The organism is Neobacillus sp. NRS-1170, assembly GCF_050468025.1.
In genome coordinates, this window is the sequence record NZ_JBITPF010000021.1 from 124834 (window position 1) to 148291 (window position 23458).

General features: G+C 40.8%; 20 protein-coding genes and 4 tRNA genes. 3 read left to right on the plus strand and 21 right to left on the minus strand.

What is annotated here, in order from left to right; genetic code table 11:
* Window positions 1-102: 102 nt before the first annotated feature.
* From rfbG to ACIFOT_RS08995, 4 genes are all read right to left on the minus strand, one after another.
* Complete coding sequence (gene rfbG / locus ACIFOT_RS08980) at window positions 103-1194, minus strand: CDP-glucose 4,6-dehydratase (RefSeq protein ID WP_430063980.1); 1092 nt, start codon at window positions 1192-1194, stop codon at window positions 103-105.
* 17 nt (window positions 1195-1211) lie between these two features.
* A complete protein-coding gene (rfbF, locus tag ACIFOT_RS08985; protein WP_430063981.1) occupies window positions 1212-1988 on the minus strand; it encodes a glucose-1-phosphate cytidylyltransferase in 777 nt (258 codons plus the stop codon).
* 468 nt (window positions 1989-2456) lie between these two features.
* Window positions 2457-3260: an ABC transporter permease gene (locus ACIFOT_RS08990; protein ID WP_430063982.1), complete on the minus strand. Its 804-nt coding sequence runs from the start codon at window positions 3258-3260 to the stop codon at window positions 2457-2459.
* On the minus strand, window positions 3257-4276 hold the full coding sequence (locus ACIFOT_RS08995; protein ID WP_430063983.1) for an ATP-binding cassette domain-containing protein: 1020 nt from the start codon (window positions 4274-4276) through the stop codon (window positions 3257-3259). The genes ACIFOT_RS08990 and ACIFOT_RS08995 overlap by 4 nt, the downstream gene beginning before the upstream one ends.
* A gap of 165 nt (window positions 4277-4441) precedes the next feature.
* Between ACIFOT_RS08995 and ACIFOT_RS09000 the strand changes: the two genes are divergently transcribed.
* From ACIFOT_RS09000 to rluF, 3 genes are read left to right on the plus strand one after another with little or no spacing between them, the layout of a single operon-like run.
* The gene (locus tag ACIFOT_RS09000) at window positions 4442-5119 is read left to right on the plus strand and encodes a response regulator transcription factor (protein WP_430064022.1); all 678 of its coding nucleotides are present in this window, start codon (window positions 4442-4444) and stop codon (window positions 5117-5119) included.
* Window positions 5119-6180, plus strand: coding sequence for a sensor histidine kinase (locus ACIFOT_RS09005; RefSeq protein WP_430063984.1), 1062 nt, complete (start codon window positions 5119-5121; stop codon window positions 6178-6180). Before ACIFOT_RS09000 ends, ACIFOT_RS09005 begins: the two co-directional genes overlap by 1 nt.
* A 40-nt stretch (window positions 6181-6220) precedes the next feature.
* Window positions 6221-6997: a 23S rRNA pseudouridine(2604) synthase RluF gene (gene rluF, locus ACIFOT_RS09010; protein ID WP_430063985.1), complete on the plus strand. Its 777-nt coding sequence runs from the start codon at window positions 6221-6223 to the stop codon at window positions 6995-6997.
* 103 nt (window positions 6998-7100) lie between these two features.
* Here the strand turns inward: rluF and rlmH are convergent, their stop codons facing one another.
* The 17 genes from rlmH to ACIFOT_RS09095 all read right to left on the minus strand — a co-directional run bounded on the left by rlmH (window position 7101) and on the right by ACIFOT_RS09095 (window position 23440).
* Window positions 7101-7580 (minus strand): 23S rRNA (pseudouridine(1915)-N(3))-methyltransferase RlmH, encoded by a 480-nt coding sequence (rlmH, locus tag ACIFOT_RS09015; RefSeq protein ID WP_430063986.1) that lies wholly within the window; start codon window positions 7578-7580, stop codon window positions 7101-7103.
* Window positions 7581-7681: 101 nt separating this feature from the next.
* Entirely contained in the window at window positions 7682-7840 is a 159-nt protein-coding gene (locus ACIFOT_RS09020; RefSeq protein ID WP_430063987.1) for a CxxH/CxxC protein, read from the minus strand.
* A gap of 123 nt (window positions 7841-7963) precedes the next feature.
* Window positions 7964-9220, minus strand: a complete 1257-nt coding sequence (locus ACIFOT_RS09025; protein WP_430063988.1) for a S1C family serine protease — start codon at window positions 9218-9220, stop codon at window positions 7964-7966.
* Between the two features lie 426 nt (window positions 9221-9646).
* Window positions 9647-10441: an MBL fold metallo-hydrolase gene (locus ACIFOT_RS09030; RefSeq protein WP_430063989.1), complete on the minus strand. Its 795-nt coding sequence runs from the start codon at window positions 10439-10441 to the stop codon at window positions 9647-9649.
* Window positions 10442-10447: 6 nt separating this feature from the next.
* Window positions 10448-11245: a two-component system regulatory protein YycI gene (locus ACIFOT_RS09035; RefSeq protein ID WP_430063990.1), complete on the minus strand. Its 798-nt coding sequence runs from the start codon at window positions 11243-11245 to the stop codon at window positions 10448-10450.
* Entirely contained in the window at window positions 11232-12554 is a 1323-nt protein-coding gene (locus ACIFOT_RS09040; RefSeq protein ID WP_430063991.1) for a YycH family regulatory protein, read from the minus strand. Before ACIFOT_RS09040 ends, ACIFOT_RS09035 begins: the two co-directional genes overlap by 14 nt.
* Window positions 12551-14377, minus strand: a complete 1827-nt coding sequence (gene walK / locus ACIFOT_RS09045) for a cell wall metabolism sensor histidine kinase WalK (protein ID WP_430063992.1) — start codon at window positions 14375-14377, stop codon at window positions 12551-12553. Before walK ends, ACIFOT_RS09040 begins: the two co-directional genes overlap by 4 nt.
* Before the next feature lie 7 nt (window positions 14378-14384).
* The gene (gene yycF, locus ACIFOT_RS09050) at window positions 14385-15095 is read right to left on the minus strand and encodes a response regulator YycF (RefSeq protein WP_430063993.1); all 711 of its coding nucleotides are present in this window, start codon (window positions 15093-15095) and stop codon (window positions 14385-14387) included.
* Window positions 15096-15285: 190 nt separating this feature from the next.
* Entirely contained in the window at window positions 15286-16731 is a 1446-nt protein-coding gene (locus ACIFOT_RS09055) for a peptidoglycan DD-metalloendopeptidase family protein (RefSeq protein ID WP_430063994.1), read from the minus strand.
* A 398-nt stretch (window positions 16732-17129) separates the two neighbouring features.
* Window positions 17130-17202: transfer RNA gene (locus tag ACIFOT_RS09060), tRNA-Phe, on the minus strand.
* 153 nt (window positions 17203-17355) lie between these two features.
* Window positions 17356-17432, minus strand: a tRNA-Asp gene (locus tag ACIFOT_RS09065).
* A 68-nt stretch (window positions 17433-17500) separates the two neighbouring features.
* Window positions 17501-17572: transfer RNA gene (locus tag ACIFOT_RS09070), tRNA-Glu, on the minus strand.
* A 38-nt stretch (window positions 17573-17610) separates the two neighbouring features.
* A tRNA-Lys gene (locus ACIFOT_RS09075) sits at window positions 17611-17686 on the minus strand.
* Between the two features lie 282 nt (window positions 17687-17968).
* Entirely contained in the window at window positions 17969-19261 is a 1293-nt protein-coding gene (locus ACIFOT_RS09080; RefSeq protein WP_335714373.1) for an adenylosuccinate synthase, read from the minus strand.
* A 230-nt stretch (window positions 19262-19491) separates the two neighbouring features.
* On the minus strand, window positions 19492-20850 hold the full coding sequence (gene dnaB / locus ACIFOT_RS09085) for a replicative DNA helicase (protein WP_430063995.1): 1359 nt from the start codon (window positions 20848-20850) through the stop codon (window positions 19492-19494).
* A 170-nt stretch (window positions 20851-21020) separates the two neighbouring features.
* Window positions 21021-21470 (minus strand): 50S ribosomal protein L9, encoded by a 450-nt coding sequence (gene rplI / locus ACIFOT_RS09090; protein ID WP_430063996.1) that lies wholly within the window; start codon window positions 21468-21470, stop codon window positions 21021-21023.
* Window positions 21467-23440 carry a DHH family phosphoesterase gene (locus ACIFOT_RS09095; protein WP_430063997.1) on the minus strand — a complete coding sequence of 658 codons (1974 nt, stop codon included), beginning with the start codon at window positions 23438-23440 and terminating at the stop codon, window positions 21467-21469. The genes rplI and ACIFOT_RS09095 overlap by 4 nt, the downstream gene beginning before the upstream one ends.
* Window positions 23441-23458 lie beyond the last annotated feature (18 nt).

A 23458-nucleotide genomic window follows, 5' to 3' on the forward strand; every position in this document is an offset into this window, starting at 1 on the left:
TAAAACAATATGAACATACCAACCTTCTAAAACAAGCCTCTTGAAAGATGTGATCTAATAAAATTTGTAGCTCCTATAATTAAAGCGATACCCGGCACCGATTTATTGACTTCCCCAATCCTCGTACTCATGAATTTGTGTTAGACATACGCCTCTAACGTCTTTCCCTATTTTATAAGCTAACGACCATTCGATAACTTTATCCAATGCGTATTCCAAATTCCATTTTGGCTTCCAGCCTAATTCCGATTTTGCTTTTGAACAATCTAATTTTAAATAATGTGCTTCATGCGGCCCATTGTTAGGCACAATTTCAAAAGATGCTCCTGAACCCCACTTATTACATAATCTGCTTACAGCCCATTCCACTGTTTTTTCACTTTCTGCATCAGGTCCAAAATTCCAGCCTTCTGAGTACTGAACACCTTCTTTATACAATTTCTGTGCCAATAATAAATATCCACTTATTGGCTCCAAGACATGCTGCCACGGACGGATAGATTTGGGATTCCTTATTTTTATAGTTTCCCCTTTTAATAGGCACTGAATTCCATCAGGTATTAAACGGTCCTTTGCCCAATCGCCTCCTCCAATAACATTGCCGGCTCTTCCAGATGCGATTGCAACACCATGAGTTTCATAGGTTTTAGGATTAAAAAAAGAGTTTCGATAACAAGCAGTAATTAATTCCGAACAGGCTTTACTATTTGAATAGGGGTCGTAACCACCCAGCGGTTCATATTCCCTGTATCCCCATTGCCATTCCTTGTTTTCGTAACATTTATCCGATGTTACATTTACAACCGCTTTTATTTTTTTATTTTGCATGTTTGCTAGCCTGATGGCTTCAAATAGATTTGCTGTACCCATTACATTCGTTTCGTAGGTTTCTATCGGGTTTTCATACGACATCCTCACAAGCGGCTGGGCAGCCATATGAAAAACAATATCTGGATTTGATTGTTGCAGGGATAAACGTAACTTTTCCAGATCTCTAATATCACCATTAATGGTATTTGTGATCTTGTCTATTTCACACAATTCGAACAAACTCGGATTAGTGGGCGCTGGTAAGGAATATCCCGTAATTTCTGCACCGAGATGATACAGCCATAAACAAAGCCAAGACCCTTTGAAGCCCGTATGTCCAGTAATAAACACTTTTTTTCCTTTCCAAAATTCTTTATTAATCATTGTCCCACCCCTTTTTTCTACCTCCAAACTTTCCAAGGAGGGCTTTCGGTCATCCAGAGCTCCTCCAAATATTTTTTATCGCGTAACGTGTCCATTGGGTGCCAAAATCCATCATGCTTATAAGCCATTAGCTGCCCTTCATTTGCTAAATTTTCAAGGGGTTCTTTTTCGAGTACAGTACTTTCATCACTAATATAATTGAACACCTCTGGTTGAAAGACAAAAAAACCGCCGTTAATCCAGCTGCCATCACCTTTCATTTTTTCTTTAAAACTCTCCACCAATTGATCCTTGTTCAAAGATAAAGCACCAAATCTTCCAGAGGGCTGTCCAGCCGTCAGCGTTGCAAACTTTCCATGCTCCTTATGAAACTCAACTAGTTGTTTCAGATCTACATTTGCTAGACCATCACCATAAGTAAGCATAAAAGGTTCGTTTCCGATATATTTTTGTATCTTCTTTACTCTCCCTCCCGTCATAGTTTCCATACCGGTATTTGCCAATGTAATTTTCCATGGTTCTGCTGAATTTTGATGGATGATATATTGATTCCCCTGGCTAAAGTCAACTGTTACATCAGATTTGTATAGAAAATAGTTCAAGAAATAGTCTTTTAACATATGGCCTTTGTACCCCAAGCAAATAATAAACTCATTAAAACCATGAGCAGAGTAAATCTTCATAATATGCCATATAATGGGGTATTCGCCTATCTCTATTAAAGGCTTAGGTTTCAAATGTGATTCTTCGCTAATTCGGGTTCCGTACCCACCAGCCAAAATAACGACTTTCATCCTACATCCTCTTTTCTTAATTCTTTAATAAAGGATAAATACCTTAAACTCCTGTAAGCTTCCACTCAGGATATATCATATGATTAATAACAGAGCTTGTATGGTTGAATGTAATTGTTTGGAATTTTTTTAGGGGGTTAATCTTTAAAAGAGAAATTTAGAAGATGAATAGTAGAAGAAAATTCATTTTCGGTTCATTAATTATCTAGGTAAAATAGAAAAGGCTGAACTATATACAGTTTATATATGTATATTTCAGCCTTTAATCAAATTCTTATTTTTATTGCTTTTTTTCTTTGAAAAACGGTTGAAAAAAACAAAGAGCATTAATAAAGTGATGGAATTCTCACCTTCGTTTCTAAAACCTCATTTACTTATGACATGGTTCACCGTTCTCATTAAAGTGAAGTTCCAAACTAATAGGGCAAAATTATTTATGGGCCTTATTAATCGAGCAATAATTCAATTTTACGTACGACGCATATAGGCACGGACCGTTATCGGTGCAAAAATGGCCACGATGACTGCTGCGCCAATGAGGGAAATAACAAAATCGGAGCCAATGTTACCGTTGTTAACAAGATTACGGACAGCAGTAATCAGATGTGAAAGCGGGTTTATCTTTACAAACCACTGCAGCCAGTCGGGCATGGTGTTTACCGGCACGAAAGCATTAGAAAGAAACGTTAAGGGGAACAGCGCAAGCATCGAAATCCCCTGTACACTAGAAGCAGTTCGTGCAATCACGCCAAAGAAAGCAAAAATCCAACTAATGGACCAAGAGCACACGATGACAAGAATTGCGGCAATGACTACGAAACCAAGTCCTCCATCAGGTCGATAGCCCATAATATACCCCATGGTAAAAGTAAGCACAGTCGCAATGGTATATCGGATTGTATCTGCTAAAAGTGCTCCCGCTAACGGAGCAATTCGTGCAATCGGAAGGGACTTAAACCGGTCGAATACACCCTTATCCATATCCTCACGCAATTGAACTCCCGTGACAATGGAAGTCGTAATAACGGTCTGCACAAGGATGCCAGGAATTATGACCGGCAAATAGCTCTTTACATCTCCTGAAATGGCACCGCCAAAGATATAGGTGAACATGAGTGTAAAAATAATTGGCTGGAGTGTGACATCAAACAGTTGCTCGGGTGTACGCCGTATTTTCAGTAAACCTCGATAGGCCATTGTGAATGAATTTCGTACCGTCTGACCAAAGCTCGTATTGTTTTTCAGATGACGATTAAATGAAGTACTATTCATCCTCTTACCTCCTCTACTTCGGGCATTTCATTTGGCGCACTAGATGCGTCCGCGTTCACTCCATGACCAGTGATAGTCAGAAAGACCTCATCAAGAGTCGGTTTCTGCACACTTAGTTCTGCTAGTTGGATTCCCGCCTCACGAAGGGCGATTAGCAGATCCGCTACTCGGTCGGCATCTGCCATCGGTGCAGTAATCTTCCCGCCTTCCGACGATACATTCGACTTTACGTCTAGCACCCTTTCAACGGTATGACGAGCCACCCCTATATCTAGAGAATTTTCGATTCTTAAATGCAAGGAAGATCGCCCAACGGATGACTTTAATTCATCCACGGTACCCTCTGCAACGACTATGCCTCGATCGATTACCGCAATCCTGTCAGCCAGTTCATCTGCTTCTTGTAAATACTGCGTTGTTAACAGTACGGTTGACCCCGTACTCACTAATCGGCGGATTGTATCCCACATTTGATTTCGTGTACGAGGATCAAGCCCCGTAGTCGGTTCGTCTAAAAAAATGAGCGGCGGCTGCGAAATGAGACTTGCCGCCAAATCCAACCTGCGGCGCATGCCGCCGGAAAAATTTTTCAACGGACGCTTTGCTGCTTCCGTTAACCCAAATTCCTCGAGCAACTCCGCTGCCTTACGTTTTGACTCTGCCCGGGAAAGACCAAGCAGCCGGGAGAAAATGACCAAATTCTCGGTTGCACTTAGCGACTCGTCGACAGAGGCATACTGACCAGTAACCCCAATTAATTGTCGAACGATCTGGGATTCCTTCATCACATCATGTCCAAAGATGTGTGCCGACCCTGCATCCGGCCTGAGTAAGGTTGCCAGCATTCTGATGGTGGTGGTCTTGCCTGCTCCATTCGGGCCAAGCAGTCCGTAAATGGTGCCAGCGCGCACATTCAGATTTACGCCGTTAACGGCACGATTTTCACCAAAATTCTTTATGAGGCCGTGGGCTTCAACGGCCCAATCACCATTGTTCGGTATTGTTCGGTGTATCATTTCCATTCCTCCCTTAACACTGGGTACATGGTAACAAACATTTGTGAACTGAATATGAACTTTCTCCTCCCTCTCTTGTTCATATTAAGTTCATAAAGAAGGAGTATGCTAAGAACAGCTGGAATATTTTTAAAGAATGTAATTTATGAAAAAGGATTGAATGTCATGGCAAAAATTTTAATGGTTGACGATGACCCTCATATTCGTAAATTGATTCGGGTCCTCTTGTCTGAGGAAGGCTTCACGACCCTAGAGGCGCTGGATGGAAAAGAAGCATTATCCTTGCTTGATTCCGAAAAGGCCGATCTCATCATTCTTGATATCATGATGCCAAATATGGATGGCTGGGATTTCTGCCGGCACATTAGAGAATATTATTCTGATTCCCTCCCAATCTTAATGCTGACGGCAAAGGGAGAAACTACCCAAAAAGTAAAAGGCTTTGAACTCGGAGCTGATGACTACTTGGTCAAACCCTTTCATCCCGCTGAATTGATTGCCAGAATCAAGGCATTACTCAAACGTTACCAAATCAATCTTTCAAATAAGGTGAATATCGGAAATGTGGTGCTGAATCGCACTACTTACCAAGTCTTTGATGGTCGGAACGAAATCACCCTGCCTCTGAAGGAATTTGAGCTTTTGTATAAGTTCACGGCCTATCCGGGCCAAACGTTTTCAAGAGAACAGCTGATCGAAGATATTTGGGGCTATGATTACGAAGGGGATGAGCGCACCGTGGATGTTCACATTAAGCGCCTGCGGCAGCGCTTTTCAGATGAAAACTGCCCTTTTAAAATTACGACGATTCGCGGGCTCGGTTATCGGTTAGAGGTGAAATAATGATAAAGTTTTTGAAAAAAAGCGGAGAGGTTATAGCTTTTTTACTTCTATTATTTTTATGCTGGTCAGCCGTTTTTTACATCGCCCCCTGGTTATTCCATGTTCTTTCAATCAAAAGTTTCTATATGAGGCAGATCATCAATTCCTTTTTGGGTATTTTCCTCTTTGGTCTAATCATGTATGGCCTTTCCAAATTTAGATTTTTTCAAGAAAAGCAAAGTCTCTTTTTGCGACCAATGATTGAAGCGATGGAAAAGATGGCTCAAGGGAATTTTAATATTGATCTTTCTTTCTACAAAAATGAGTTTGGGAATCGAAATCATCCTTTTAATGAAATAGCAGAAAGTATTACCCATATGGCAGCACAACTTGGTGAAATGGAACAAATGCGCCAAGAGTTTATTTCCAACGTTTCTCATGAAATCCAGTCTCCGCTGACATCCATTTCAGGTTTTGCCCATGCATTAAAAACTTATCAATTATCTGTTGATGAGCGCAAACAATACCTTGAAATCATCGAAGTGGAGAGCATGCGGCTTTCAAAGCTTAGTGAAAACCTGTTAAAGTTGACGTCTTTAGAGTCCGACCATCCTCCATTTGAGACGAAAACCTATCGTTTAGACCAGCAATTGCGAAGAGTAATCCTTTCGAATGAACCACAATGGCAAAATAAAAACCTTGAAATGGATGTTTCCTTAGATAAAATGACCATCCATGCAGATGAAGACCTGATGGATCAAGTTTGGATCAATTTAATCCATAACAGCATTAAATTTACACCAAATAATGGAATAATAATGGTTGAATTAAAAAAGAAAGATTCAGATAAGGTTGAAGTGATCATTAAAGATACAGGAATTGGAATGACGAAAGAGGTTCAAATGCATATATTTGAGCGTTTCTATAAAGCCGACCCTTCGAGGAGCCGCACAAATGGCGGGAGCGGATTAGGGCTATCCATTGTAAAGAAAATCATTGAAATGCACAAAGGAGAAATACAGGTTGAAAGTTCGCCAAATGAAGGAACGGAAATAATAGTGCTATTGCCAATTGGGCAATAATAGCGGGCTGGAAGTTGGCACTTAATAAGGATACCGTTTTATGTGCTTGAAAATACAGGATTGGTTGGGTATTCTTAAATCACAATCTCCTTTTAAGGATGTGTTTAACCTGCGATTAAATAAATACATTTCCGAGTCTGGAAAAACATCTAGACGCGGTGCAGATAAATTGATTAGTGAAGGAAAAGTGTCCATTAACGGAAAAGTTGCCACATTAGGAAGCCAAGTCGAACCAGGGGATGATGTCCGTATTGGTGGAAATCCGGTCAGAGTGACTAAAAATTACGTTTATATTGCCCTAAATAAACCGGTTGGCATTACTAGTACGACAGAAAGACATATTAAAGGAAATATTATTGATTTAGTCAACCATCCATTAAGAATATTTCATATTGGAAGACTGGATAAAGATTCAGATGGTCTTATCCTCCTGACTAATGACGGAGATATTGTCAATGAAATTCTGCGGGCCGAAAATAAGCATGAAAAGGAATATATCGTGACAGTAGACAAGCCAATCACTCCAGAGTTTTTAAAAAGAATGGCAGGAGGCGTAGAAATACTAGATACAAAAACGCTGCCTTGTAAAGTAGAACAGCTTTCTAAATATGTTTTTAAAATTATTTTAACACAGGGTTTAAACCGACAGATTCGCCGTATGTGTTCTGCCTTGGGATATGAGGTTTGTCGACTGCAGCGAACACGAATCATGAATATCCATTTAGGGAACCTTCCTATTGGCCAATGGAGAGATTTATCAAAGAAAGAACGCACTCAATTATTTAACGAACTTAATTATGAGCCAAGAGAATGGTAAAAAAGAGTGTGAACCGAATCAAAAAACAATTTCGGTCCACACTCTTTTTATATTAATTTTTGATTTTAGTATTAAGGAGATTACGGATTTTAAAAAACCTCATTTACTTGTGATACGGTTCCCCTCGATTAATCCGAAACGCCCGATAAATCTGTTCGACCAATATCAACCTCATCAGTTGATGGGGGAAGGTCATCTTTGAAAAGGACAACTTTTCATTCGATCTCTTCAAAACCTCATCGCTAAGCCCCAAGGATCCCCCAATAATAAAGGCAATTTTGCTTTTTCCATATGTAGCAAGCTTATCTAATGTATCCGCAAGTTCCTCTGATGATTGTAAATTCCCTTGAATCGCCAAGGCGATCACATGTGTATCCTGGCTGATCTTTGCTAAAATTCTTTCGCCTTCTTTTTGCTTTACTTGCTGCATTTCCGTATCGCTTAGTTCTTCCGGCGCCTTTTCATCGGCAACCTCGATGACTTCGACCTTGGCATAGCCCGATAATCTCTTCAAATATTCCTCAATGCCCTGCTTTAAATATTTCTCTTTTAATTTACCAACCGTCACAATTGAGATATTCACAATCCACAACCCTTTTCAACTTGATTACAAACAGGTTACAAACAAGATATCCACAGAAGTTATCCACATTGTCCACATCTTTATCCACATTTAGTATGGAATCACTTGTTCGCCACAATATATACAGCCGTGTTTTGACAATATTCACAGGTTGTTGATAAATTATCCACATCCATTTTTGATAAAACCGGAAAAGTTTCCGTTTCATCCACAACTGTATCCAAAGCAATATCCACATGCTCTTCACAGCAATAAATCATCTTTCCATCTTCACCTTTCTACACTCTTTTAATCCTAGTGTTTACGTTCTAGATACCGCTCATACGACAACTATCATATCATAATAAAAACAGGACAGCTTCCGCCATCCTGTTTCCTCATCCTTATTGTAATCTTTCTCCCGAGAGTGTCAGTGTTGTTTCTTTAAGCTTGCCATCACGATAAAATTTGACCTTCAATTTCTCGCCGATTTTCTTTTTCTGATATAGGTGCTTGCGCAGGTCGATGACGTCATTTATTTTTTGACCATCCATCTCAACAATGACATCCAGTTCTTGTAAGCCTGCTTGTGCTGCTGGAGAATTTGGGACTACCTGTCTTAATGCTACACCGTAATTGACATCACGCGGCAATTTCAATGCTTCTTCTTGGTAGTAAGCTGGTATTTCAGATACAGATTTTAAATCGACACCCATATATGGACGTTTGACAGAGCCAAAATGCTCGAGATCATCAATGATGGGCTTAGCTGAATTGATTGGAATTGACAATCCAATTCCTTCTACCGCCTCCTGAGAAATTTTCATAGAGTTAATCCCAATCACCTGTCCGGCCATATTAATTAAGGCACCGCCGCTGTTTCCTGGATTAATCGCTGCGTCTGTCTGCAGAACCTCTGACTGCCAATCGACAACCCCATTTTGGTCGATATCCACGGGAATGGTCCGTTTAAGACCTGAAATTATTCCTTGTGTAACTGAGCCTGAAAAAGTCGCTCCAAGTGGATTTCCGATGGCAATGACTGGTTCGCCCATTTTTAAACTATCAGAATCTCCAAATACCGCTACTTTTTTTACCTTACTGGCATCAATCTCAAGCACCGCTAAATCTGTCCAAATATCGCTGCCAAGGAGCTTAGCAGGAATCTTCGTTCCATCTGTCAGACTTACTTCTAGTTTTGTCGCTCCCTCGACAACGTGATGGTTGGTGACAACAAATGCCCGGTTGTTGTCTTTTTTATATATAACCCCTGAGCCTGTTCCAGCTGCCTCTTCAGAGTTATCGCCACTCCCATTGCCATTCCCATTGTCAGACCAAAATCCCGTTGACTGGATATTATTGATGCCAACAACTGCTGCAGCTGTTTTATTAACGGCATCAGTGGTATCTGTTTTGACATCATAGGATACCTGCTGGTGAATGACGTTCTGCTGATTCGTATTATCTGTTGTATTGGTTGCCGTATTTTGATTGGTTTCAATTTTATAAGGGAGCAGCCCTCGATTGGACAGGGCTGGAAGAGCAACGATTACTAATATCGCTCCAAGGATAGCCCCGACTAAGCTGGCAATAAAAAATCCGCCCCGATTACCTCTCTGTTCCCGATAACGCCCCTGTGAATGATCATCATAATAACCCACTGGACACCATTCCTCTCTCTCGAAATGATTGCTATCATTTATTTTGGCTTATAATAACAATTATACTCTCTTCACGTTATTTTTTAAAAATTTTGTCAATTGTTACAAAAAACTTACCACTTTGTTCATAGATTTTTCACATATAAAAAATCTTTAAGTTTTGGTCATTCAACAGGAAACACTATTTTCCTTAAGAAGAGAATCGAAGACATTTGTGCTAATATCACGTAGTCTTTTGTCCTTAATAAGTCCAATTGAGGACATTTCCTTCATTTTTGTACTTCGTTTTGTCCTCAATAAGCCCTATTAGGGACATTTCCTTCATTTTTTCACCTCGTTTTGGTCTTCATTATGCTGTTCAATAAATTTTTCTAAATTACAAAAGAAAAAAGAGCGAAAGAATCTCCTTCGCTCTTAGAAAAAACACTATACTGCTGTTAAAATCGTAGGTATTTTTGGGTCTGTATCGTAAAGGTCGAATTGTTCGCCGACAATCAGGCCTCGGCTCTCTAATGTCTGCGATACAGACATTTTCGCCAAATCTTTCATATTATTATCAAGGCTTAGATGGGCGAGGTAAACTCTTTTCGTACGATTGCCAATCACATCACTCATTGCCAAGGCCGCATCTTCATTGGAAACATGGCCGACATCGCTAAGAATTCTTCGTTTAATGTTCCACGGATAACGTCCCATACGAAGCATTTGCACATCATGATTGGATTCAAAAATGTACACGTCAGCATTGGAGATTGTCCCCTTCATGCGGTCGCTGACATACCCTGTATCCGTAATGAGAACAAGCTTTTTCCCCTCATTATGAAACACGTAAAACATCGGTTCCGCCGCATCATGGGACACGCCGAAGGATTCAATATCCACGCCACCGAAGGTCTTCACCGTTTCCATGTTAAAAACAAACTTTTGCTCTGTAGGAATCACTCCTACATTTGTTTCCATCGCCTGCCACGTTTTTTCATTCGCGTAAACAGGCAATTTATATTTTCGTGCGAGAATGCCAATCCCTTTAATATGGTCACTGTGCTCATGAGTGACAAAGATTCCAGATAGCTTGCTAATATCGCGGTCTATTTGCTGAAAAAGCGTCTCCATCTGTTTGCCGCTAAAGCCGGCATCCACTAGAAAGGAATGTTCGTCTGACTCTACATAAAGGGCGTTCCCCGTACTCCCGCTTGCTAGAATGCTATATCGTAAAGACATACAATTTCACTCCACACTTATTTTTTCGTCGCTGTTAAAATCAATGATCTCACCTTCAAAGGCATTTACGAACAAACTCTCCTTATTATCGACCACAAAGCGCCAGGTTGGCGCTAATAATTGGGAGGCCGAAAGCGGAACGAGAGTTGAATAGCCGAGCTCGATCTTCGTAATTTTACTCTTCGGTTTCAAGTCTCCCTTTTGATGAAGCGTTTCAATCGCCCTTAACGGACGGAGTATCTCTTCTTTATCCGCCAGCTTTTCAATTCCTTCGAGATAGGTTTGCTGATAGGAAACAATTTGATTATCGGAATTATAATTGAAGGTGATCATCCCGTTGATATTGTTATACAAAGGCATATTGTCACTTCGCTGAAAATAGGTGATTGTATTTTTTTTATCATCTTTCTCCCAAAATTGATAATGATCACCGTACAGGACATTTTCGTTTAAAAAAGAAGAAAGCTCTGCTGGTTCAAACTTAGAACTTAGCTGCAAGGGCTTCACCAGCGTCGACTGCAGTGTCATCCCCGGCCCTTTAAGAGAAGCCGATTGACCCTTTAGTTTGTCAATATCCCCTTTGGTAAAGGTTTTCGGCTTAGCGCTAAGATATTGAGCCTTTATCGGGGTCTTCGGCAGTTCCACATATTTGATCTCATCTACTTTCAATTTCTCTTCAACCGAGGCCTCCGTTAAAACCTCATATTTATTGGCATCCCGGATCTTCATGAATTGAAATAGGAGATACACATCCAGTATCAGGAACGTTAAAATAAATATCGTTTTTATTTTACTCCAATCCATGCTTCAGTCCTCCCAGGTCATCCATCGTGATTTCTTCCCACGTATTATCATAGCGATAAAACCAGGCTGGTTCTAAAAGGATTAGCATATTTTCTTCCGAATCCCTTTCCATCCGATAGCCTAAAACCATTTCTTCCAGGAGCTCTGGCTTAAAGTTCTTCTTGTTTTGTAAAAACTTCAGGGCATCATGGCCGGAGGGACGGATAACCTTTTGGATTTCAGTTGTTAATGGAAGTTCTAAAGCAATGTTTGGACGAATATATTTGTTGATTTCATCCCGGCCCCAAACCTCTGTAATTTCCGACAGTCCTCTTTCATTAAAAACAGGATAGCCATCACTGCTGTACATTCTGAAGGTAACCGAGCGGTTATATTCACTTTTGGAAACGAAACGGTAAGGGTCTGTCCATCCGCCGTGTTCATTAACAAAATCAATACTCCGTTTTACTAAATCATATGAACTGGCAATATATCGTTCCTCTGCCGTTGGATTGACATAGAGGAGGATATTGCTATCAAAATTCACAGTCATTTTGCTAGAATCATCGGTGTATTCTTCCCCTGCAGGCAGCGGGCTTTTTTGGACGAAACTTGGATTGCTGAAAAGCGCTTCTTTAAACTCATCGGAATTAAGGTCTTTTGGTAAATATTTATACCTCATCATTTCCCGATCCCCTTCGGGCAGGAAAAGCGTCCGTTTTTCAGATGCCTTATACCCAAAGTAACGTGGCAGGCTCGCCGCATTTTTATAAAAGCTTTGATTAAACTCGTTTAAATTGTTAGAGGAAATGTGGCTGATATAAACCTGCTGATTTTCAGTTGAAACAAAATAAACAATACCATTATCCTTATCAGAACCCTCAACATTAATAATAATTCGATTAAAATTGAAAGCAGGTATCTTTTTCCCCTCAATGTTCAAGACAGTGCGATATAACTCAATCGGCACTTCCCCTGGAAACTGGATCTCAGTGTTGCCGCTATTATGGCTTAGTTCCTCAATATTTTCGATTTTCTCCGTTACATTTTTCACATCAAAAAAGGTCCACTGACCTAATTCCTTTACCACTTTGTCAATTTCAGCTGTGTTACTCATTCCATAATGCTGCCCTTTTATATGGAAAAGAATCTGATCAGGCCTGACAATTTTTTGGACCTCTTTTTTTTCACGAACGGTTACTTCGGCAACAGGTTTACTATTTTCCATTTTTTCGTAATAAGGCTGATAGGTCCAAAGATTCCATGTTAACAAAATACTAACCAAAACCAATATCGTTAAAATCACTGATTTAATATTCTCGTATCTCATGACCATTCATCCTCTTCAGAACGCTCATACGGCAGTGAAAAAGAAATAACCGTTCCTTTTCCTTCCTGACTTCTTGCCCAAATAGACCCGCCATGGGCATTCACCATTTCTTGTGCAATGGCCAGCCCAAGACCCGTACCGCCCAATTTCCGGGTTCTCGCTTTATCAACACGATAGAAACGGTCAAATATCTTTCCAATATTCTCTTTTGGTATTCCCACTCCTTGGTCCGATACACTAACAATGATTCGATTTTCCTCTTCTTCAATCGAGAAGGTTACCAGGCCGCCTTCAGGCGAATACTTCAAAGCATTGGAAATGATATTGTACAACACTTGCGTCATCTTATCTTCATCGACCTCAACAAAGATAGCCTCGTCTGGCAGCTTTCGTTTAAAGGTGACGTTTTGCTCCTTCGACATTTCAAACCGATCAATTATGCGGTCATAGAAATCGACAAAATTAACCCATTCCATAGTCAGCTTGTAATCGGTACTATCCATTTTAGATAGTTGAAGGAGGTCATTGACAAGACGGATCATTCTTTCCGTCTCCGTCCGTGTTACCTCTAAGAAATTAGGAGCAATTTCTTCATCCTGCCATGCACCATCTGCCAGTGCCTCCAAATAACTCCTCATCGTTGTCAATGGAGTCCTGAGCTCATGTGAAACATTGGCAACAAATTCTCGACGTTCAGCATCAATTTTTTCCTGCTCCGTGATATCATGAAGAACGGCAATAAGTCCATTTACAAAACCGGTTTCTTTTTGAATCACTGAAAAATTAGCGCGTAGAATATAGCGTTTTTTCTTTGTGCTGTAGTCCAGTATTAAGGAATCCTTTTCTTCTAATAGGTCCTCAAAGGTATTCGCATCATCTAAATCTAACAACTCCACAATTGGTTGGGACAAAACTGTTTCACGTGAAACATTCAACATCTCCGCGGCGGGGTCATTGATTAAAATAACCCGGCCTTTACGGTCTGTGGCAATAACTCCATCTGTCATATACGACAAGACGGAGGATAATTTTCTTCGTTCTCCTTCTGTCATGGCCTGGGCCTCTTGGAGCTTTTTCGTTAAATTGTTAAAGGTGATCGCGAGTGTACCAATTTCATCATAGCCATACACTTTTACCTTCCGCGAAAAATTCCCCTTCGCCATCGCCAACGCCTGCTTCTTCATATCAGCAATCGGCCTGGTGATGGTTTGGGCGAGTAATATGCCCAAAACAGCCGTAATCGATAAAGCAATGGCTGTCCCGGTTGCAAAAATGCCATTGATGGTTTTCATTTGTTCAAACACATTTTCAATTTTAGCAACAAGATAAATGGCGCCGATCACTTTTTTGCCCGACTTAATTGGGGTGGAGAGGACCCAAATCCGATAGCCGTTTTTCTGGTCAATTTTGATGGCACTTTGTTCCTCTTCCAAGGTCATCGATTGTTTTACCCGGAGCTCTGTTGTCCTTTGGCCGACCACACCCTGACTGCTGGAGGGAGAGGCACCAATGATTTTATATGAGCCGTTTTCAATCACCTGAACCTCCAAAATATCACCGGTCACAAAATCCTTTAACGTCTTTTTAATATCATCCTCGAGGCTCGGATCTTCAGGAGTTCTTTCCTTTTCCATTTCCTGAACAATATTATAGCCAAGCAAATTAACACGTTCTTTTAAGGAAGTTTGGAAGTTTGTTCTTAAAGTTTCTTCCAGCTGCCTAACAAAATAGACACCGATAATTTGCATCGCAACTAATATAAGGAGGACATAGATGATGACAAATTTTACGTGTATGGAGCGAAAGAATCCAACCTTTCTCATCAATGTCTTACTCCTGCTCAGGATTACGCAAATAGTAGCCAACACCGCGGCGCGTAACAATCCATGTTGGGTGGCTTGGGCTATCCTCAATTTTTTCGCGCAGACGTCTTACGGTTACATCGACAGTCCGGACATCCCCGTAATAATCGTAACCCCACACGGTTTGCAATAAATGTTCCCTCGTCATAACCTGGCCAATATGCTTCGCCAGATAGTAAAGAAGCTCAAACTCCCGATGGGTTAGTTCAATGGTTTCTCCGCGCTTTGATACCACATAGGCATCAGGATGAATCACAAGAGAGCCAATTTCAATTTCGTTCGTTTCCGCTTCAGCATCCGGCTGAGCCAGGATTTGCTGATGACGGCGTAAATTCGCTTTCACACGGGCAATTAATTCCCTTGTGCTAAATGGCTTTGTTACATAATCGTCCGCACCAAGCTCAAGTCCAAGAACTTTATCAATTTCGGAATCCTTAGCTGTCAGCATAATGATTGGCATTTCATATTTTTTGCGGACCTCACGGCAGACTTCCATGCCATCCCGAAGCGGCAGCATAATATCTAAGAGAATTAAGTCTGGCTGAATTTCTTCTACTAATTGGAGTGCTTCATTTCCATCATAGGCGCAATAGACAACATAACCTTCTTTTTTGAGATTAAACTGCAAAATATCTGCAATTGGCTTTTCGTCATCAACAACGAGAATTTTCTTTTCCATACCATTTCTCCTTTTCAAAATGTAATCTATTCAATATAAAAAAATCACTAGTAGTCATACCTATTCTATTTTACTTTACCATTGTTTCAGCTTAAATTCACCTATTAGTAGCATTTGTCAAGATTGGCAAGGTAAATCTCTGTAAAAAAATAAAGAAAAGTCTCTAGCAGGCACTAGAGACTTCATCATGTTATCTTCTTAAATAGCTAAGCGGGTTTACCAGGCTGCCGTTTTTAAATACTTCAAAATGGAGATGGACACCTGTTGCATCACCTGTAGCCCCCATAATTCCGACAGCAGTGCCTTTTGAAACCGTTTGGCCTACTTTTACATTGATCGATGACATGTGGCCGTATAAGGTCCGGAAGCCATTTTTATGGTCGATTATTACTTTATTTCCATAGCCCCCATTATCGTATCCGGCAGATACAACAACGCCATTGTCAGCGGCCTTAATCGTTCTGTTGCTTGGTCTGGCAATATCAATTCCTTTATGCATTTTTCCCCAGCGATAGCCCATTTGGCTGGAAACATAGCCGCCTACAGTCGGCCAGCCAAAGCTGCCTTCACCACGGGAAGGAATGGCTTTGGTTCCTTTAATCACAATATGATTAACAGGCTGCTGAAGTATTTGTTCGCTCGTTTGCATTTTTTTAACAGCAACACCGTTTTGTTCTGAAATGTTATAAGTTACAGTACGGGACCCATTTTGCCCTTGTTGCTTTTCCTTAGTCTCGCCCTTCGGCATAGAGGAGTCTTCCACTACCTGATCAGCATAGGCAATCACTTCTTTTTGATTGACTTCTTTTTCTACGACTACTTCTACATATGGCTTTAACACAGTGACGTTAATTTCCTGGCCGATTTTTAAGAGGGAAGCCCCTGTTAGACCAGGATTCAAAGCCAAAAGGTCAGGAATCTTTAAGCCGTTATTATGAGCAATGGATTCAAGGGCATCGCCTTCTTGAACCGCGTATTTCTTTTCCTGTAATGTTCCTTTTTGTAAAAAAGTAACGGCATCACTAGCTGACAAAATTTGATCTGGCTCAATATTTTCAGCTTCAATAGTGACGTTCTTAGATAAGCGAACATCCAATAAACGGGTTTCGTTCTCTTTCAATGGTGGAAGCGTTTTTGTCGCCTGTTCTTTTCTAGCCTCAAGTTCCTCTAGTTGATTTTCAGAAACATATTTCAGTTTTAAGTCTTTAATGACTTCTTCGGCAGTATTTTTATCCGCAACGTAAACCGCTGGCTTTCCGTCGATGACAATCGCTGCTGCTTCTGCTTGAAGCTGGAATGTGTTTTTGAGATTTTGGATGGTCTCAAGATCATTGGCAGATGAATTGAAAACCTGTTCTGGTATATATTCAACCTGGGAACCAAAATTAAGATCTTTATTAGATTTTTTAAATTCGTCGACTTTGTCATTGATTACTCTGTCTACTACAGCTTTATCGGTGACGTTTCCAATGTATGTACCATTGAGATATACATGATAATCGGTTGTCAGTGGAGATGATGTCGCTAATGCAATAGGCCCATTGCTTAAAGCCACGACAGAGGCTGCTAATGTAGTAATAATTGTTGTCTTTATGATTAACTTTTTTGTTTTGGAAATTGTATTCAACAAAAACATTTTTTTCCTCCTAAATCACGGTAAAACCCTATTAATCTAGTAATGAATTTTCCAGAATTTTAGACCTTCTTAACTTTACCATAATTTTTTGTTAATAGATTAATAGTCTCAATAATGTAACAAAAATGTATAACAGTTGACATTTTCCGACATTTACGTGAAATATCATAGTCAATTTTCACGAATTTCTTTTGTGAATTTTTAATATAGTAGGGAGGAATTCCTAGTAAATCAAAGGTTTTAATAGTACCATAGTAGGATGGCGTTTGTTTTACAACGGGACGAACTTAGTAACGGCGATTTGTAAAAAACGGGGGGGAATATTGCACTATTATTACAATGGAAGTGTTTTAAGGGTAAAAAAAGAAGCTTGCGCGTTTGCAAGCTTCTCTTTGGGATGGCTCAGGACGGAATCGAACCGCCGACACAAGGATTTTCAGTCCTTTGCTCTACCGACTGAGCTACTGAGCCATAATTAATATTGTGTCCTAAACTTTGAAAGTGGTCAGACCTTCGTCCCCATCTCAGAAAGCTTATTCAAGCAGCAGCTCGATGGGTACGCTGATGCATATTCAAAGTAGCTTATTCGATCGTGCTCTACCAACTGAGCTACTGAGCAAATAGTGGCGGTCTGGACGGGACTCGAACCCGCGACCTCCTGCGTGACAGGCAGGCATTCTAACCAACTGAACTACCAGACCAAATTATATTAATGGCAGTCAGCAAGGAGACCGTCCTTGCCAGCCTTTTGCCGACCGCCAAATGCCGATGACCCCTACGGGATTCGAACCCGTGTTACCGCCGTGAAAGGGCGGTGTCTTAACCGCTTGACCAAGGGGCCATACATATTGAAAGTTATTTTGCTAATGCAAAAAACTTTGGTGAGCCATGAAGGACTCGAACCTTCGACCCTCTGATTAAAAGTCAGATGCTCTACCGACTGAGCTAATGGCTCGTACTTAAATGATTCACTAATCTTTTATTTCGTCGTCAGATGCCCCCGCCTCAGTATGCTTATGCAAGCAGCAGCTCGGCGTGTGCCCTGATGCTGTTTCCAAGAAGCTTATTCGATCGTGCTCTACCGACTGAGCTAATGGCTCGTACTATTTGTCTCGTTTGTGACGACGCTTTTTATAATACCAAGATATCATAAATTATGCAATACTTTTTCAAAAAAATATTTGTTTCTCAAAAATAAAAACAAAAGCCCGCCAAACAGCGGGCTTTCCACACAAAGTTAGATCTGTCTCCAAGGACTGCGAACAACATTTGTTTGAGTACGATCTGGACCGACTGAGAACGTCGATAACGGAATACCAGTCAGCTGTGTTACACGCTCCACATAGTGGCGGGCATTTACAGGAAGTTCATCTAATGATTTAACACCAGTAATATCTTCCGTCCAGCCTGGCAGCTCTTCGTAAATCGGTTCACATTGCGATAAAACCTTTAAATTTGCTGGATACTCGGTAATTACCTCATCCTTATAACGATACGAAGTACAAATTTTTAATGTCTCAATGCCAGTTAACACATCTATAGAATTCAAAGACAAATCGGTTAAACCGCTGACACGGCGCGCATGACGGACAACAACGCTATCAAACCAGCCGACACGGCGAGGGCGTCCTGTTGTCGTACCATATTCACGGCCAACTTCACGAATGCGATTTCCAATTTCATTATTTAACTCAGTCGGGAATGGCCCATCTCCAACACGGGAAGTGTAGGCTTTACAAACGCCGACAACATGAGTAATTTTAGAAGGACCCACACCAGATCCAATCGTTACGCCTCCAGCCACTGGGTTTGAGGAGGTTACGAATGGATAGGTACCTTGGTCGATATCCAGCATAACACCCTGAGCACCTTCAAATAACACACGCTTACCTTCATCCAGCGCATCATTTAAGACAACAGAGGTATCGCAAACATATTTCTCAATCTGCTGGCCATATTCGAAATATTCATCAAGAATATCTTCCTTTTTGAATCCTTCCGTTTCGTAAATGCGTTCAAATAAGCGATTCTTTTCTTCAAGATTTTGTACTAATTTTTCTTCAAAAATTTCACGGTCAAGTAAATCAGCAATGCGGATACCAACGCGGGCTGCCTTATCCATGTATGCAGGTCCGATACCCTTTTTCGTTGTTCCAATTTTATTAGCACCTTTACGCGTTTCTTCCACTTCATCTAATTTTAAATGGTAAGGAAGGATAACATGGGCACGATTGCTGATGCGCAGATTTTCAGTTGAAATTCCTTTTTCATGTAAATATGCAAGTTCGGTAACCAAAGCTTTCGGATCGACAACCATTCCATTTCCGATTACACTAATTTTTTCTTTATTAAAAATTCCTGATGGAATCAAGTGCAATTTGTAGGTTTCTCCGTTGAACTTAATCGTGTGGCCAGCATTATTACCGCCTTGATAACGTGCAATGACCTCAGCATTTTCTGAAAGGAAATCCGTAATTTTCCCTTTTCCTTCGTCTCCCCATTGCGTACCAACAACCACTACTGATGACATGTAAGGCACCTCCAAAATTTTTAACGTCCATTAATTTATTATCACACCATCATAGTTTATCAATTACGCGACCAAAAATCAAACGAAACACGAACATTTTATATCAGTCTATTAAAATATGTTCGTAAAATATTAAAATGTGATTCTAGCTGCAACACGGCACCTTTAAGATACCCTCTCCTATCAATCTATTAAAAAAAAGAGCCAGCCATAAAAATATGGCTAGCTCATTACGCTCCTGGCGGGGCATCATACCTCGTCTCGATGTTGACGAACTTATTATATTCTTTGACAAACGCCAGCTGCACGGTTCCAACTGGACCATTACGCTGTTTCGCAATAATAATTTCAATGATATTCTTTGCCTCGGATTCCTTATCATAATAGTCATCACGATATAGGAAGGCAACAATATCGGCGTCCTGCTCAATCGACCCGGATTCACGGATATCAGACATCATCGGACGCTTATCCTGACGCTGCTCGACACCACGGGAAAGCTGAGATAAGGCAATTACAGGTATTTGAAGCTCACGGGCTAACTGCTTAAGGGACCGGGAAATTTCTGATACTTCCTGCTGACGGTTTTCGCCGGAACGGCCGCTTCCTAAAATGAGCTGCAAATAGTCAATCAAAATCATACCTATACCGTGCTCCTGCTTTAAGCGGCGGCATTTTGAACGAATATCACTGATACGCACACCTGGGGTATCATCAATAAAAATCCCCGTGTTTGACAAGCTTCCCATTGCCATCGTCAGCTTACCCCAGTCTTCCTCTGTCAGGGAACCTGTACGAAGCCTTTGCGCATCAATATTCCCTTCGGCACACAGGAGACGCATGACTAGCTGCTCAGCGCCCATCTCAAGACTGAAAATGGCAATATTCTCGCCCGTTTTTTTGGCAACATTTTGGGCAATATTTAAGGCAAAGGCTGTTTTACCCACGGAAGGACGGGCGCCAACAATGATCAAATCATTGCGCTGGAAACCTGCTGTCATTCGGTCAAGGTCAACAAACCCTGTTTCAAGGCCGGTAATATCACCGACACGGTTATGCATAACTTCGATATTATCATAGGTCCGCACGAGTACATCTTTAATATTATGAAAGGCACCGGCATTTTTCCGATTTGCTACTTCCATAATATTTTTTTCCGCTTCACTTAAAAGGGCATCAACCTCATCCTCGCGGGTATAGCCATCTTGAGCAATATTGGTAGCCGTACGAATTAATCTTCTTAATAGTGATTTCTCACCTACGATTCTAGCATAATACTCAATATTAGCAGCTGTAGGAACAGCCCCGGAGAGGTCGCTCAAATAGCTGACGCCGCCTATATCCTCAATCAATTTAGACGCGGCTAATTCCTCGGTAACGGTAATCAAGTCAACAGCTTTCCCTTGATCATTTAAATTCAGCATCACATTAAAGATTTTTTGGTGGGCGGCACGGTAAAAATCTTCTGGAATCAGGATTTCAGATGCCATAGTTAAAGAAGACGGCTCAAGAAAAATAGCCCCTAATACAGCTTGTTCAGCTTCAATATTTTGCGGGGGCATGCGGTCTGCTAATAATTCATTACTCATATATATTCAAAACCTCCTAATGAAGAGGAATAATTCAAATCAATCATATCATATTCGATATCCAATCAAGAAAAAAAGTGATCAGTTATAACCGATCACGTCCCATTGCTTACTTTTTATATTCTATCATGATTATTTTAAAATGAAACTGGCAAATTTTTTACAGTCTATTATTTTACTTCTTTCACCGATACTGTTAACGTCGCTGTTACTTCATGATGAAGTTTTACAGGCACTTTCGTGTGACCAAGTGTACGGATGGCATCATTTAATTCCATTTTACGTTTATCAATTTTGATTCCTTGCTTCTTTTGCAGCTCTTCAGCAATTTGCTTTGTCGTAATCGAACCAAACAAACGGCCGCCTTCGCCAGCTTTAGCGGTTAATTCAACCGTAATTTGGTCGATTTTTTCTTTAAGGTTTTTGGCTTCAGCAAGCTCTTCTGCCGCTTCTTTATCCTGCTTTTTCTTCTGGGCATCTAATGAACTGATATTTGCATTATTGGCCTCAACTGCCAGGCCTTGCTTAATTAAAAAGTTATGGGCATAGCCGTCGGCTACATTTTTCACTTCGCCTTTTTTTCCTTTACCTTTTACATCCTTTAGAAAAATTACCTTCATTCCTTTTTTCCTCCTTCAAAGTAGTCATCTATCGCCAGCTTCAATTTGCCTTCTGTTTCCGCAATGGTTAAGCCGGACAACTGGGTCGCCGCATTTGTAAGGTGTCCACCGCCTTTTAAGCTTTCCATGATAACTTGGACATTGATGTTACCTAATGACCTGGCACTGATGCCAATCACACCTTCGTTTCGTTTCGAAATGACAAACGACGCCATCACTCCGTCCATCGTCAATAACGTATCGGCAGCCTGGGCTATAATGACCTGATCATATAAATCATGTTCATTTCCTTTGGCAATCGCAATCCCTTCATGATAGAAGGAGACCGATTCAATCAGCTTGGACCTTTTGATATATGTATCAACATTTTCTTTCAAAAACTTCTGGACGAGGATAGTATCGGCACCATGTGCCCGCAGGTAGGAGGCTGCATCAAATGTCCGTGAACCTGTTCTGAGCGTAAAGCTCTTTGTATCGACAATAATACCTGCTAAAAGGGCAGTCGCTTCAATCATCTCTATTTTCCCGCGCTTGGGCTGGTATTCTAGGAATTCTGTCACCAGCTCAGAAGTCGAAGAGGCATAGGGCTCCATATAAACAAGAAGCGGATTCGAAATAAAATCCTCACCGCGGCGATGATGGTCAATGACAACAACATTATCAATTTTGTTTAATAGCCTTTCTTCCAAAACCATCGATGGTTTATGAGTATCAACTACAACTAACAAAGTTTTATCAGTGGCAATTTCAAGCGCTTCTTCTGACCCGATAAAATGAGAATATAAGTGCTCCTGGTTGCGGATTTCATTCATAAGTCGTCCGACACCGTTTTCTATATCCATTGAATTTAAAACGATATAGGCATCCTTTTGATTCATTTGCGCCACTTTATAAATTCCGATGCTGGCCCCGATGGAGTCCATATCTGGATTTTTATGACCCATTACAATGACTTTGTCGCTTGCTGTAATTAAATCCTTTAAGGCGTGAGAAATAACCCTTGCTCTGACTCTGGTCCGTTTTTCAATCGGATTTGTTTTACCTCCGAAAAATTTCACCTTGCCACTTGGAAGTTTAATCGCCACCTGATCTCCGCCCCTGCCGAGAGCCAAATCGAGGCTTGATTGCGCAAGCGTCCCTAATTCAGGCAAGGACGTGACACCGGTCCCGACGCCAATGCTTAAGGTAAAGGAAACATTTTGTTTTGAAGTCATTTCCCTAACCTCATCCAAAATGGAAAATTTCCCTTTTTCCAAAATATGAAGGATTCTTTCACTGAAAACAGCGATAAAGCGTTCAGAGGAAACCCGCTTCAGGAATATCCCATTGTCTTGGGCCCACTTATTTAAAATAGAAGTGACCAAGTTATTGATGCTCCCGCGCATTTGGTCGTCCATGCCTTGAGTCAGATCATCATAATTATCTAGAAAGATGGTGGCAATAGCGGTCCGGTCATCCTGATACTTTTTCTCAATTTCCGTTTGCTCGGTTACATCAAAAAAGTAGAGAAGCCGTTCCTCACGTTTATGTATGACCCGGAATTTCCGTTCATGGAGCGTAATGATTTCTGTTTCTACTTCCTGTTTTATTAGTGGAATCAACGTGTCAGCCACATCATAAAGTGATCTTCCCACCAGTGTGTCTTGATCAAAGCAGGAAGTAAGAAATGGATTTGTCCATTCGATATAATATTCATCATTAATGAGCATAATCCCAATCGGCATTTCCATTAATGCTTCTTCGCCGACCTTTTTTACTCGGTAGGAAAGGGTCGAGATATACTCGGACATTTCCTTTCTTTGCTGCCGTTCAATGACGAACATATAGTAGAGCGGGATGAACATTAAGAAAAGACCTGCCAGGCTTAATATCCAATTATATAAGGACAGGATTATAAGCAATACCACTGTAACGCCTATTAACCCGTAAAATGGGTAACGGATCGATCGCTTTTCTAAAAATGCAGGCATTATTTCAGCTCCTAAACG

What these genes read in the sequence shown, in the direction of transcription:
- rfbG (WP_430063980.1), bottom strand. Translation starts at nt 1,194, where the DNA reads ATGATTAATAAAGAATTTTGGAAAGGAAAAAAAGTGTTTATTACTGGA.
- rfbF (WP_430063981.1), bottom strand. Translation starts at nt 1,988, where the DNA reads ATGAAAGTCGTTATTTTGGCTGGTGGGTACGGAACCCGAATTAGCGAA.
- ACIFOT_RS08990 (WP_430063982.1), bottom strand. Translation starts at nt 3,260, where the DNA reads ATGAATAGTACTTCATTTAATCGTCATCTGAAAAACAATACGAGCTTT.
- ACIFOT_RS08995 (WP_430063983.1), bottom strand. Translation starts at nt 4,276, where the DNA reads ATGATACACCGAACAATACCGAACAATGGTGATTGGGCCGTTGAAGCC.
- ACIFOT_RS09000 (WP_430064022.1), top strand. Translation starts at nt 4,442, where the DNA reads ATGGCAAAAATTTTAATGGTTGACGATGACCCTCATATTCGTAAATTG.
- ACIFOT_RS09005 (WP_430063984.1), top strand. Translation starts at nt 5,119, where the DNA reads ATGATAAAGTTTTTGAAAAAAAGCGGAGAGGTTATAGCTTTTTTACTT.
- rluF (WP_430063985.1), top strand. Translation starts at nt 6,221, where the DNA reads ATGTGCTTGAAAATACAGGATTGGTTGGGTATTCTTAAATCACAATCT.
- ACIFOT_RS09020 (WP_430063987.1), bottom strand. Translation starts at nt 7,840, where the DNA reads ATGATTTATTGCTGTGAAGAGCATGTGGATATTGCTTTGGATACAGTT.
- ACIFOT_RS09030 (WP_430063989.1), bottom strand. Translation starts at nt 10,441, where the DNA reads ATGTCTTTACGATATAGCATTCTAGCAAGCGGGAGTACGGGGAACGCC.
- ACIFOT_RS09035 (WP_430063990.1), bottom strand. Translation starts at nt 11,245, where the DNA reads ATGGATTGGAGTAAAATAAAAACGATATTTATTTTAACGTTCCTGATA.
- ACIFOT_RS09040 (WP_430063991.1), bottom strand. Translation starts at nt 12,554, where the DNA reads ATGAGATACGAGAATATTAAATCAGTGATTTTAACGATATTGGTTTTG.
- walK (WP_430063992.1), bottom strand. Translation starts at nt 14,377, where the DNA reads ATGAGAAAGGTTGGATTCTTTCGCTCCATACACGTAAAATTTGTCATC.
- yycF (WP_430063993.1), bottom strand. Translation starts at nt 15,095, where the DNA reads ATGGAAAAGAAAATTCTCGTTGTTGATGACGAAAAGCCAATTGCAGAT.
- ACIFOT_RS09055 (WP_430063994.1), bottom strand. Translation starts at nt 16,731, where the DNA reads ATGTTTTTGTTGAATACAATTTCCAAAACAAAAAAGTTAATCATAAAG.
- ACIFOT_RS09080 (WP_335714373.1), bottom strand. Translation starts at nt 19,261, where the DNA reads ATGTCATCAGTAGTGGTTGTTGGTACGCAATGGGGAGACGAAGGAAAA.
- dnaB (WP_430063995.1), bottom strand. Translation starts at nt 20,850, where the DNA reads ATGAGTAATGAATTATTAGCAGACCGCATGCCCCCGCAAAATATTGAA.
- rplI (WP_430063996.1), bottom strand. Translation starts at nt 21,470, where the DNA reads ATGAAGGTAATTTTTCTAAAGGATGTAAAAGGTAAAGGAAAAAAAGGC.
- ACIFOT_RS09095 (WP_430063997.1), bottom strand. Translation starts at nt 23,440, where the DNA reads ATGCCTGCATTTTTAGAAAAGCGATCGATCCGTTACCCATTTTACGGG.